We start from the raw sequence: 12,498 nt of genomic DNA on the forward strand, positions 1-12,498 counted from the left end.
CGTGGCCGGTTCCTTGGGTCCACGTGTGCACCTAACACGGCCGACTTTTTGTGCCTGGCAACAGAAACGAGCCCGCTAAAGCTCCATTGACTCTGGTAGCGGGCACAATCTACTCGTGCAAAGCGCGCCCCGGGGGCGACAAAGTTACCGCGACGAAAACTGCCCGGCACTTTCGTGACGATAATGAAAAATGGCATCAGCAAGCCCTCTGTGCAAAGGGCGCGAGGGACCTATGACCGGAGAGTTGGCGGTGTGGGCAAAAAACGCGTTGAATTCGACCTTAGCGCGTGTCGATGGCAAAATATTCGCACATCGGGAAAGTCTCGATTTTGCGCGTCCTCAGGCTGTGCGGCTCCGGTTCAGCGGAACGGAGGGAATTACCTTCTTTTGCCACAGGGACGGCGAAACCCTGACGTGGGATACGTCAGAATTGTCGGACGTCAACTTGGGTGAGTATGGCAAAGAACTGGTGGTGAATCTCGCAGATCACACCCCTTGGTGCCGCTTGATTGGAAGGACGCTCGCGAGCGTTAGCGACATTGTCTCTCCAGATGGCCATGTCGCTGGGTACGAGTTCACCTTCAAGCCTGATGGGTATGTTCTATTGTTGAACCTGGGCACGACATGGTCGTGTTCGAAGAACCGCAGGACGTTCTTTGTAAGGAGGAGTCGTTCCTTAGCCGGCGGTTGGCTTAGGTACCAGATGGAGTTTCCTCCACCAACGACGGCGCACGAAGTCTTGACGCACTTCGGTATTTCTGTCGTCTCCGTCGTTCAAGCGGCTGAACTCAAGAGCGCTGAACACGCTCTCAGACATGCGCGCGGCCGGCGAGGGCCCGCTCCAGGCCTTGGAGCGCGTCATGGATGAGAACGGCGAGGACGGCGACGATGAGGCCGCCCTGGAGCACGAAGGCGAGATTGTTCGACTGCAGCCCGGCGATGATCACCTCGCCGAGCGTTCTCGCCGCCACCGTCGAACCGATCGTCGCGGTGGCGAGGCTGATGACGACGGAAAGGCGGATGCCGGTGAGGATGACCGGCAGCGCCAACGGCAGCTCGATCTTGAAGAGTCGCTGGCGTTCGGTCATCCCCGCGCCGCGCGCGGCCTCCATCACCGCCGGCGGCAGGGTCGTGAGCCCCGTCAGCGCATTCTCGAAGATCGGCAGCAGGCCGTAGAGGAAGAGCGCGATCAGCGTCGGCTTCTCGCCGAAGCCGAAGATCGGGACGGCAAGCGCGAGCACCGCTACCGGCGGGAAGGTCTGGCCGATATTGACGAGGCTGCGCGACAGCGGCAGGAACTCGGCGCCGGCCTCGCGCGTGACGAGGATGGCGAGCGAAACGGCGACGAGCGCCGCGGCGAGCGTGGCGACGAAGACGGTGCGAAGGTGCAGCATCGTCAGCCAGAACAGATTGCCGCGGTCGTAGATCGCCGGCGCGTTCGCCTGCACCAGCGGCCTCAAGAGCGGCTCGAACCAGGCTGGCTGCAGGAAGAACGCCAGCAGGACGAGAAGCGCCGCCAGTCGAAGGAGAGTGGCGAGCGATGGCATCAGCGCGGCCTCGCAGCGCGCTTCACCAGGCCTTCGAGGCTGACCTTGCCGAGGATCGCGCCGTCGGCCGCGGCGACGGGCAGCGCCGGCCGGCCGGACCACAGCAGTTGCGAAAGCGCGTCGCGCTGGCTGAGGCTTGCCGGGATCGGCGTACCTTCGGCCGCTCCCGGCTCGACCGCATCCCCGGCCCTTTCGATCGCCAGCAATCGAAAGGGCCTCTCGCTGGCGCCGATCAAGGCCTCCACGAAAGGGGTGGCCGGCCGCACCAGCATTTCGGCCGGGTTCGCATATTGCAGCACCTCGCCCTTGTCCATCACGGCGATCCGGTCGGCGAGGTGGAACGCCTCTTCCATGTCGTGGGTCACCAGGATGATCGTGGTGCCGAAATGTTTCTGGATCGCCAGGAGGTCGTCCTGAGCCTTGGCGCGGATGATGGGATCGAGCGCTCCGAAAGGCTCGTCCATCAGGAGCAGGTTCGGTTCCGCCGCAAGTGCCCGGGCGACCCCGACCCGCTGTTGCTGCCCCCCGGAAAGCTCATGCGGATAGCGCTCTGCGAAGAAAGACGGATCGAGCTGGAAGAGCGTCAGCAGTTCCTCGACCTTGGCCTTGACCCGCGCCTTCCCCCAGCCAAGCAGGATCGGGACGGTGGCGATGTTCTGCGCGACGGTGCGGTGGGGAAAAAGCCCGTGACCCTGGATCGCATAGCCGATGCGGCGGCGCAGTTCGAAGGCCGGTATCGAGCGGTTGTCCTCGCCATCGATCCTGATGACGCCGGATGTCGGCTCGACCAGGCGGTTTACCATCCTGATCAGCGTCGTCTTGCCGGAACCGGAGGTGCCGACGACGACGGTGATCGTGTGCGGCTCGACGGTGAGCGAGACGTCGCTGACCACTTCCGTATCGCCGTAGTGTTTGGTGATCTGGTCGAATTCGATCATTGAACCTTGCCCCGGCCACGGGTCGCCTCGACAAGCGCATCGAGCACGATGGCGGCGACGAAAGCGAGGACGACGGTCGGCACCGCTCCGAGAAGCACGAGATCCATCGCCGTCTGGCCTATACCCTGGAAGACGAAGACGCCGAAGCCGCCGCCACCGATGAGGGCGGCAATGGTGGCGAGCCCGATGTTCTGGACGAGCACGATGCGAATGCCCGCGAGGATCACCGGAAAGGCCAGCGGAAACTCGATGGCGACAAGCCGCTGCCGATCGGTCATGCCGAGGCCCCGGGCCGCATCGTTGGCGGCATGCGGGACCCCGGCAAGCCCGACCACCGTGTTGGCCACCATCGGCAGCAGTGAATAAAGGAAAAGCGCGACGAAGGCCGGAGCTACGCCGATGCCGCGAATGCCGATCGCCGCCGCACCGGGGACCTGCGCGGCGATCCAGCCGAGCGGTGCGATCAGAATACCGAAAAGTGCGAGCGACGGGATCGTCTGGATGGCGTTGAGCACGCCCAGCACACCGGCGCGCAGGCGGTCGACGCGATGGCATAGTATGCCGAGCGGCAAGCCGATGGCGGCCGCCGCGGCGAGGGACCCGAGCGCGAGCGTCAGATGCCGCCCGGCCTCCGCCCGGAAGCTGGCCGCCCGGCTCGCATATTCCCTCATGATCGAAAGCCCGTCCCAGTGGCCGGAGGCCAGCATTGCCCCGAGGAGCGCCAGGATGCCGACGAGAAGGAGGACCCGGACGCCCGGCCCGGGGTTCAGCCGCGTCAAGGCGTCCGCAAGGAGCAGCGCGAAGGCGAAGACGAGCAGCCAGAAGCCGGAAGCCGGCGAAACCCGTGCATAGCTGCTGCCCGGCGGCGTGAGGCTGTCGGCGGCGATGCCGATCAGCAAACAAAGCGCGACGAGCGTCGCGAGGGCCGCAGCGACACGCACCGACACGGAACTTTTCACGAACGCAAGGATCGCGGCCAGTGACACGAGGGCGAGCAGCCCGTAGCCGAGCGCCGTCGGCAGGGCCTCCCAGATGGCCTTCGCCTCGCCCTGCACGATGCGGTTTGCCTTGAAGGTGGCAAACGGGGCAAGAAAAGCGCCGTAAGCCGCGAGCGCGGCGATGATGATGCCGAGCTTGTCGAGACGGAGGCCCGAGCGTTCCTTTTCCTCAATAGTGCCGATCGCCATGGAGCCGTCCGTTCGACGCAAGATGGGAGAAAGCGCGGTCCGGCGCCATCGGACCAGCGCCCTCTCCTCCCGTCAAGCTATTTAAGGAAGCCGTTCTTCTTGAGGAAATCCTCGGCCACGGCCTTCGCCGGCTCCCCGCCGACCTGTACGCGGCCGTTGAGCTCCTGCAGCGTCACCAGATCGAGCTTTTCAAACACGGGCTTCAGGAGGCTCTCGATCTCCGGATTTTCCTTCAGTACCGCCTCGCGGATGATCGGCGCCGGCTGGTAGACCGGCTGGACGTTCTTGTCGTCCTCGAGAACGACGAGACCGGAGGGCGCGATCCCGCCGTCGGTGCCGTAGACCATCGCCGCATTGGCGCCATTCGTCTGGTTTGCGGCAGCCGCAATCGTCGCGGCAGTATCACCGCCCGAAAGCGTGATGAGCTGTTCCGGCTTCAGCTTGAAGGAATAGGCCGTCTGGAACGCCGGCAGGGCGGCAGCCGAATTGACGAACTCGGACGAGGCCGCGAGCACCACTTCGCCGCCGTCGGAGACATATTTGCCGAAGTCGCTGAGCGTCATGAGGTTGTTCTTCTCGGCAACCTCCTTGCGAAGCGCGATCGCCCAGGTGTTGTTGGCGGGAGACGGCGTCAGCCAGACGATCTTGTTGGCGTCGTAATCGAGCTTCTTCGCCTGTTCATAGGCCTTGGCGGCATCCTTCCAGGCCGGATCGTCGGCCTTTTCGAAGAAGAAGGCGGCATTGCCGGTATATTCCGGATAGATGTCGATCTCGCCGGCGGTGATCGCCTTGCGCACGACCGGGGTGGCGCCGAGCTGAACCCGATCCGTGGTCTTGATGTCGTTGGCGTTCAGCACCGCAAGAATGATGTTGCCGAGGACGCCGCCCTCCGTATCGATCTTGGAGGAAACGACGACGTCCGCCATGGCCGCGGCGGAACTGAGCGCAAAGGCGAGCGCGGTACCGATAAGTGTCTTCATCAGGCGCATGATGTTCTCCCTCGATGGTCCGACGACCGGTCGCGGATTCCCCGGCTGCGTCCGGTCTGACCATCCCATATATGTCAGGGTTCGGCAAAGAATAGAGCGGGACCGCATATAGGAACCATCGGTTGAACTCCGGCGGCGCCCGAGGTCGCGCGGGCGTTGCAGGTTGCAATCGGCTTGGAAGTCGGTCACTCTTCACCCGGGTTCCGCCGCCGCAGTCGAGGTCCGCCGGACCTTGTTCGATCGATCCGCCACTGTTTCTTTTTGCAACGCGTGCATGATCCGCCGGCTGAAAGCCCGCGTACTTGACCAGCAGCCGTGCGTGCAGTCCTTTGAAACCGCTCGGGGGCACAGGATGTCGACCTATATTCTTGCGCTCATGATCGGCGTCGTCGCGGGTCTGCGGGCGATGACCGCGCCGGCGGCCGTGAGCATCGGTGCCGCAGCCGGCTGGTTGCCGGTCGCCAACAGCTGGGCGGCCTTCATGGGCTTCCGCTTCACGCCGTATTTTTTTGGCCTGCTGGCGCTCGTCGAGTACGTAACCGACCAACTGCCGCGTACGCCGAGCCGCAAGGTTCCGCAGCAGTTCGGCGCACGCATCGTCAGCGGGGGTTTTAGCGGGGCGGTGATCGGTACCGCTCAAGGCTCGCCGGTCGGCGGCGCAATCGCCGGGGCCGTCGGCGCTGTCATCGGCACGCTCGGCGGCTATGAAGCGCGCAAGCGTCTCGCCGCAATGATCGGCAAGGACCTGCCGGTCGCGCTTCTCGAAGACCTCGTCGCCATTCTGCTGGCGCTTTGGGTGGTGTCATCATGAGCAGGCATTTCGACGCGATCATCATCGGCGCCGGCCAGGCGGGACCATCGCTCGCCGGTCGCCTGACGCAAGTCGGCAAGTCCGTTGCACTCATCGAACGCAAGCTCTTCGGCGGCACCTGCGTCAATACCGGCTGCATGCCGACCAAGGCCATGGTCGCAAGCGCCTACGCCATTCACACGGCCCGGCGCGGCGACGAATACGGGATGACGACCGGTCCCGTTTCCGTCGATTTCGCCCGCGTCATGGCGCGCAAGGAAAAGGTTCGCCTCGATGCCCGCAAAGGCGTCGAGACCTGGCTCAAGGGCATGACGAACTGCACCGTCTTCGAGGGTCATGCGCGCTTCGAAAGCCCGACCGAAATCCGGGTCGGCGACGATCTGATTTCCGGCGAGCAGGTTTTCCTCAATGTCGGCGGACGTGCCGCCATACCCGATTTTCCGGGCGTGAACGACGTGCCCTTCCTCACCAACAGTTCGATCATGGAGCTCGGCCATCTGCCACGCCATCTCGTGGTCATCGGCGGAAGCTATGTCGGGCTTGAGTTCGCCCAGATGTTCCGCCGCTTCGGCTCCGAGGTGACCGTCATTGAAAAAGGCCACCGCCTGATCGCACGGGAGGACCCCGACGTTTCCGATGCGATCCGCGCGATCCTCGAGAACGAAGGTATCCGCATTCGCCTCGGCGCCGAATGCATCCGCTTCGCCAGGCACAAGGACGGTGTCGCCGCCGGTGTCGACTGCACTTCGGGCGCGCCGGAGGTGATCGGTTCCGACGTGCTGCTTGCCACCGGACGGCGCCCCAATACGGACGATCTCGGGGTCGACAAGGCGGGCGTGAAGACCGATGGGCGCGGCTATATCGAGGTCGACGATTTCCTGCGCACCAGCGCGCCGCATATCTTCGCACTCGGCGACTGCAACGGCCGCGGCGCTTTCACCCACACTTCCTACAATGACTTCGAGATCGTTGCCGCCAATCTCCTCGACAACGACCCGCGCCGGGTGAGCGACCGCATCCAGGCCTATGCGCTCTATGTCGATCCCCCGCTCGGCCGCGCCGGCATGACGGAAACGGAGGCGCGCAAGATCGGCCGCAAGCTTCTGATCGGCACCCGTCCGATGACGCGTGTCGGGCGCGCGGTCGAGAAGGGCGAGACGCAGGGCTTCATGAAAGTGATCGTCGATGCCGTGACCGAAGAAATCCTCGGCGCCTCGATCCTCGGAACGGGTGGCGACGAAGCGATCCAGAGCATCCTCGACGTCATGTATGCGAAGAGGCCTTACACGACGATCACCCGGGCGATGCATATACATCCGACCGTGTCGGAGCTGATCCCGACCGTGTTTGGCGACCTGTCGCCGGCGACGTGATGGCGAAGGCCATTGGCTGACCCGGCACTATCAGGCCGGTCACCTCAAACTTCCGGGCGCGAACTGCCGTCTGCGCCCGCGAGCTTCGCAATCGCTATTTCACCGGTATCATGAGGTGGGCGTAGGGCGTGCCTGCCCACATGACATATGGCCGGGACGTATCGGGCTTGGGATCCGTCGGATAGCCTTGCATCATGTCCATCGCATTGACGATCATGACATGCGGTCCGGTCTCCACCCAGTTGTTTCCCTCTTCGGGTTTGGTCGCGTAAGGATCGGTGTTGCTGGCGTCAGTGCCGCCGGCCAGCATATACATGAAGCCCACCTTGCCCTTGGGCGGCTCCTTTTTCTGGATCCATGCCATCGCCCATTCCATCGCGTTGGCATCTCCGCACATCGGGTCGGGGCCCGGCGTTGCCGGATTGTCCGGCATGCACCAGAAGCCGTTCGTGCCCTCCCTCAAGGTGCGCATGCTGCCCTTCTCGTCGATAGCGTGGATCGCAGCGCCGCTGCCTACCCCAGCGGGCGCGGCGGATTCAGCGCTCTTGATCAGTGCCGCGTCGTCGGCGGCCCTGCCCTGCCCTGCAACCAGACTGCTCGCTGCCAATAGTGCCGCCACCGTCAGAAGCCGTTTCATGGCCGTTCTCCCGGATCGCGTTCATCGTTGTCATTATATCCGCCGGCGGCCGTCTCCAGCCGCATTAGCCGAAACTAAAATGATAGCAGATCGGGCGCACCTGAACAATTGAAGGGCGCGGCTCAGCCGGTCTACGGCTCGTCGGAGACGCCGACCCGGTGGCGGTAAACCATCTCCCAGCCCTGCCAGCCGGTGAAGAGGAAAATTCCGACGACGACGAGGGAAATCAGCAGTCCCTCCGGAACCACCGCCTGGTCGCCGTTCGCATACCGCAGATAGAAGTTGATCGCCGTCAGCACGATTGCCGCCGCATTGCCGATGAAGTGGTACCAGGCGGCCGTCAATCTCCGCACGAGCGGTTCGCCCACGAAATCCGTCAAACCGGCGAGTGCTGCCAATGCACCGAACACCAGCGCTCCTCCCAGCAACCACAGCGCCGCGGCGGACCAGGATGACGAACCGGTCTGCCAGAAGGCGAGATCGCAGAAGAACGCGGTCACCACGAAGACGACCGGAAACGGAATGAGCATCGGGTGGATCGGATGGCCGGCAATCTGCAACGTGCTGCGGGGGTTGCGGGTGGCACGCGCCATTTCCGGCGTTGACGCGACTTCTTGAGCCGCGGTCGACGTTTCACTGTTGCCCAAGGTCATGGCGCTGCCTCCTCAAGCGGGACGGCGGCGGGCGTCGACGCCGCGGTTCAATTCGGCTCGGGGCCGGAACCGCGTAGAGGTGTCCGTTGAAACGCTCGACAACCTCCCGAAGATCGCTGCACCTCCGTTTCCGCGGCCGCGGATTGCCCGCAGTCGCGAAAATCGCAGGCAGCGACTACAAACGCCGCTTGATAGGGGAAGGTTCCCACGACCGCAGGTACGCTCTCCTGCGACCCCGCCCGAGGCAGGGAATGTTCGCTCTCAGGCCGATTCCGGCGGGATGACGCCCTTGGTCAGGAGGAAGCAGCCGTAGAAGCGCGTCTCGCCCGTGGTGATGACGCAATAGGCCTTCTTCGCTTCCTCGTAAAAGGCGAAGCGCTCGATGCCGTACATGGGGGCGGGCTTGCCTTCGGCGCGGTCGATCTCGGCCTGCACCTCCCGCTGCACCGGCGGGATTTCGTCGGGGGCTCCCATGACTTCCATCCGGCCCACGGAAGGTTGAAGCGGCGTGTCGAGGGGCAGCACCGAAAGGATCGCCCTCATCGCCCGCGCGGCCGAGACATTGTCGATGTGGAGCAATTTCCCGAGCGTCGTCTGCCGGGCAATCGAATCCGATGGGAAATTGGTGTCGGAAATCACCAATGTGTCGGCGTGGCCCATGGACCGAAGCGCATGCAGCACGTCGGCGTTCAGAGCCGGGTCGAGGTTCTTGAGCATTCCTGTTCTCCTGCAAGCCACCGCCGGCAATATCCCGGCAGCGCGGATCGCATCAGGCCGTTTCCGGCACCGCTCGTCAACAGGTTGCGCGACTTTCTCCACGCTTCCGGCGGTTCCCGCCGCCGCAAGAATGAGATCCCCTACTCGCCATAGGGAATCCAGATGTTCTTGACGTCGACCGCCCGGCGCAGGAACGCGAGCCCCTCGGCGGCCGAACGATCCATCCAGTCGATCGCCTTGCCATAGTCGACAAAGGTGCGCTTCAGATTGCCGACCGACAGCTTTTCGACCAGCGTCGAGAGTTCCGCCGAGCCGAAGGCCCAGACCGCGTCGACGTCATTGTGGGCAGCGAGCGTCTTTGCGAGGTCGATCACCGAGCCGGTGACGATGTTGATCACGCCGGCCGGCACGTCGGAGGTTTCGAGCACCGAGTAGAAATCGGTGGCGGCCAGCGGATGTGGTTCGCTCGGGACGGCAATCACACGGTTACCCATGGCGATGAGCGGCGCAACGAGGCTGACGAGCCCGAGCAGCGGCGCCTCCGGCGGGCAGACGACGCCGACGACCCCTTGCGGCTCCGGCATGGCGAGCGCGACGCCGCGCAGCGGCGGCTGGTGCACGACCCCCTCGTATTTGTCCGCCCAGGCGCCATAGCTGAAAAGGCGGGTGATCGAGGCGTCGACCTCGGCTTTCGCATGCGCAGCCGTTGCTCCGGTCATCGCGGCGATGCGATCGGCGAATTCCGCGGCGCGGCCGCTCAGATTCTCGGCGATGTAATAGAGGATCTGCGCGCGGTTGTGGGCCGTGGCCGACGACCAGGCGGAGGCGGCACCGGCGGCGGCGACGGCGTTTCGGATGTCCTTGCGGTTACCCTCGCCGACCTCGCCGATCGCCTTCCCCTTGGGCGAAAGCACGGGCCGCGAATAGTTGCCGTCCGGCCGCGCCTGCTTGCCGCCGATGAAGAGCTTGGCGGTGCGGTCGAGCGCCGGAATGGCGAAATCGCCCGCAACCGGCTTCAGGACCGGCGGGCTCTGTTCGGCGCGGAGCTTGCGGCCGGTCCAGGCCTTCGGCTTCAGATATTCGTAGCAGCCTTCCTTGCCGCCTTCGCGGCCGAAGCCGGATTCGCGCTTTCCCCCGAAGCCGCTCGAAGCATCGAAGAGATTGGTGGCGTTGACCCAGACGACGCCGGCCGCAAGCCGCGCCGCCACATGCAGCGCCAGTCCGATCGTCTCGCTCCAGACGCTCGCGGCAAGGCCGTAGCGGCTATGGTTGGCAAGCTGGATCGCCTCTTCGGGTGTGCGGAAGGTCATGGATACGGCAACAGGCCCGAAGATTTCCTCCGTCGCAACGACGGAGGTCGGCTGGACGTTGGTCAGCAGCGTCGGCGGATAGAAGCTGCCGCCTTTCGGCAGCTCGATCTTCGGCTGGTGCAGCGACGCGCCTTCGGCGACGCCCTTTGCGACGAGACCCTCGATCCGCTGCAATTGCACCGGCGCGACGATTGCCGCCATGTCGATTGCCTTGTCGAGCGGATGGCCGACGCGCAGCGTTCCCATCCGTCGCGCCAAGCGTTCATGGAAGAGCGGCGCCACGCCCTCCTGCACCAGCAGGCGCGACCCGGCGCAGCAGACCTGACCCTGATTGAACCAGATCGCGTCCACGACGCCCTCGACAGCGCCGTCGATATCGGCGTCGTCGAAGACAATGAAAGGCGACTTGCCGCCAAGCTCCAGGGTCAGCGACTTGCCCGAACCGGCGGTCTTCTCCCGGATCAGGCGACCGACCTCGGTCGAGCCGGTGAAGGCGATCTTGTCGATGTCCTCGTGCTCGACGATCAGCGCACCCGTCTCGCCCTCGCCCGTCACGATGTTCAGAACACCCGGCGGAAGGCCTGCCGCAGCGGCAAGTTCGGCAAAGAGCAACGCGGTCAGCGACGTGAATTCCGCCGGCTTCAGGATGACGGTGTTTCCGAGCGCCAGCGCCGGCGCGACCTTCCAGGCGAGCATCAGGAACGGGAAATTCCAGGGAATGACCTGGCCGACGACGCCGACCGGCACCTGATCGGCGAATTCCGTCTCCTGCAACTGCGCCCAGCCGGCGTGATGGTAGAAATGGCGGGCGGCAAGGGGGATATCGATGTCGCGTGTCTCGCGGATCGGCTTGCCGTTGTCGAGCGCTTCCACCACCGCTATCAGGCGGGCATGACGCTGGATCAGGCGGGCGAGCGCGTAGAGATGGCGGGCTCGCGCGTGGCCGGGCAATTTCGCCCAGGGATCCTGTGCCTTGCGGGCCGCGGTGACGGCCGCGTTCACGTCCTCGCGGCCGCCGATCGCGACTTTCGCAAGCAGCGCCCCCGTGGCCGGCTCGAACGTGTCGAAGGTCGTGCCCGAGACCGGATCGACGAAGCCGCCGTTGATGAAATGGCCGAACCTGCCCTTGTGCCGCGCGAGCCACTGGCGCGCTTCCGTGTCGGCTTCGGGCGCGGGCCCATAGGACATTTCGTCGAAGAATTTGGCGACGCTCATCGGATTATCCAATCGGGTGTCTGTTGAGGGCGGAATAGGCACCGCTGACATGATGTTCGAGCTGGCGCTCGATGTCGGCGAGCAGGCTCGATGCACCGATGCGGAAGAGGTCGGGCTCCAGCCACTCCCGCCCGAGCTCCTCCTTCATGAGCAACTGATAGTTGAGCACGTCCTTGGCGGCGGAAATGCCGCCAGCCGGCTTGTAGCCGACCTTGATGCCCGTGCGCTCCTCGAAGGCGCGGATCATCCGGAGCATCACCAGGGTGACGAGCAGCGTCGCGTTCACCCCCTCCTTGCCGGTCGAGGTCTTGATGAAGTCGGCGCCGGCCATCATGCAGACGAGCGAGGCGCGCGCCACGTTGCGGAGCGTCTTCAGGTCGCCGGTGGCGAGGATTGCCTTGACATGGGCATCGCCGCAGGCGGCGCGGAAGTCGCGCATCTCGTCATAAAGCGCCTGCCAGTTGCCGGTCAGCACATGCTCGCGGGTGATGACGATGTCGATTTCCCGCGCCCCGTCGGCGACCGAAGCCTCGATTTCGCGGAGCTTGACCTCATGCGGCACGAGACCGGCGGGAAAGCCGGTCGAAACCGCGGCGACCGGAATGCCGGAACCTTCCAGCGCCTCGGCCGCGGTCGAGACGAAACGATGATAGACGCAGACCGCGCCGGTGGTGATGCCGCGATCGCCCATGCCGAGCGCGTCGAGAATGTCCTGGCGCACCGGCTGGCGTGCCTTGGCGCAAAGCCGCCTGACGCGCTCCGTCGTGTCGTCGCCGTTGAGCGTGGTGAGATCGATGCAGGTGACCGCCTTCAGCAGCCAGGCGGCCTGCGCATCCTTCTTGACCGTGCGCCGCCCCGGCAGCGTGACGACCCGCCGCTCGGCGGCCGAGAGATTGACGCGCTGGTCGAGCACCCAGGAAAGGTCGAGGTCGAGGCCGTCGTTGCGCGGCCAGTTGTGGCCCGCGCCGGCGGGCTCATCGGCCATCGCCGTCGCGCTTTTCACAGCAAGGTCTGCCAACCGTTTTCTCCTCCTTGGATCGCGAGACTTGGACGCTGCGCCCGGAAGGCGCGACAAGCTGTTAACTTTGTGACGCGAACAATGTTAGGATTTCAACATTTCT

11 protein-coding genes are annotated in these 12,498 nt (G+C 64.7%); 2 read left to right on the forward strand and 9 right to left on the reverse strand.

Annotated features, from left to right (window positions below; genetic code table 11):
* Positions 1-809: 809 nt before the first annotated feature.
* The 4 genes from ATB98_RS21755 to osmF form a co-directional block, all read right to left on the reverse strand.
* Entirely contained in the window at positions 810-1,547 is a 738-nt protein-coding gene (locus ATB98_RS21755) for an ABC transporter permease (RefSeq protein ID WP_066877315.1), read from the reverse strand.
* Positions 1,547-2,485, reverse strand: a complete 939-nt coding sequence (locus ATB98_RS21760; protein WP_066877317.1) for an ABC transporter ATP-binding protein — start codon at positions 2,483-2,485, stop codon at positions 1,547-1,549. Before ATB98_RS21760 ends, ATB98_RS21755 begins: the two co-directional genes overlap by 1 nt.
* Positions 2,482-3,672, reverse strand: coding sequence for an ABC transporter permease (locus ATB98_RS21765; protein ID WP_066877319.1), 1,191 nt, complete (start codon positions 3,670-3,672; stop codon positions 2,482-2,484). The genes ATB98_RS21760 and ATB98_RS21765 overlap by 4 nt, the downstream gene beginning before the upstream one ends.
* Positions 3,673-3,749: 77 nt before the next feature.
* Positions 3,750-4,661 (reverse strand): glycine betaine ABC transporter substrate-binding protein OsmF, encoded by a 912-nt coding sequence (osmF, locus tag ATB98_RS21770; RefSeq protein WP_066877321.1) that lies wholly within the window; start codon positions 4,659-4,661, stop codon positions 3,750-3,752.
* A 352-nt stretch (positions 4,662-5,013) separates the two neighbouring features.
* Between osmF and ATB98_RS21775 the strand changes: the two genes are divergently transcribed.
* Positions 5,014-5,472, forward strand: a complete 459-nt coding sequence (locus ATB98_RS21775) for a DUF4126 domain-containing protein (protein WP_066877323.1) — start codon at positions 5,014-5,016, stop codon at positions 5,470-5,472.
* The gene (locus ATB98_RS21780) at positions 5,469-6,845 is read left to right on the forward strand and encodes an FAD-containing oxidoreductase (RefSeq protein WP_066877326.1); all 1,377 of its coding nucleotides are present in this window, start codon (positions 5,469-5,471) and stop codon (positions 6,843-6,845) included. Before ATB98_RS21775 ends, ATB98_RS21780 begins: the two co-directional genes overlap by 4 nt.
* Positions 6,846-6,939: 94 nt before the next feature.
* On the opposite strand, the gene ATB98_RS21785 is transcribed toward ATB98_RS21780, so the two are convergent.
* The 5 genes from ATB98_RS21785 to deoC all read right to left on the reverse strand — a co-directional run bounded on the left by ATB98_RS21785 (position 6,940) and on the right by deoC (position 12,395).
* Positions 6,940-7,482: a hypothetical protein gene (locus ATB98_RS21785; RefSeq protein WP_066877328.1), complete on the reverse strand. Its 543-nt coding sequence runs from the start codon at positions 7,480-7,482 to the stop codon at positions 6,940-6,942.
* Between the two features lie 131 nt (positions 7,483-7,613).
* Positions 7,614-8,135 (reverse strand): DUF2231 domain-containing protein, encoded by a 522-nt coding sequence (locus tag ATB98_RS21790; RefSeq protein WP_327197934.1) that lies wholly within the window; start codon positions 8,133-8,135, stop codon positions 7,614-7,616.
* 261 nt (positions 8,136-8,396) lie between these two features.
* Positions 8,397-8,852 (reverse strand): RbsD/FucU family protein, encoded by a 456-nt coding sequence (locus ATB98_RS21795; protein ID WP_066877330.1) that lies wholly within the window; start codon positions 8,850-8,852, stop codon positions 8,397-8,399.
* 140 nt (positions 8,853-8,992) lie between these two features.
* A complete protein-coding gene (locus tag ATB98_RS21800; protein ID WP_066877332.1) occupies positions 8,993-11,377 on the reverse strand; it encodes an aldehyde dehydrogenase family protein in 2,385 nt (794 codons plus the stop codon).
* Between the two features lie 4 nt (positions 11,378-11,381).
* The gene (deoC, locus tag ATB98_RS21805) at positions 11,382-12,395 is read right to left on the reverse strand and encodes a deoxyribose-phosphate aldolase (protein ID WP_066877333.1); all 1,014 of its coding nucleotides are present in this window, start codon (positions 12,393-12,395) and stop codon (positions 11,382-11,384) included.
* Positions 12,396-12,498: the final 103 nt, after the last annotated feature.

This window comes from Sinorhizobium saheli (genome assembly GCF_001651875.1).
Classification (GTDB): Bacteria; Pseudomonadota; Alphaproteobacteria; order Rhizobiales; family Rhizobiaceae; genus Sinorhizobium; species Sinorhizobium saheli.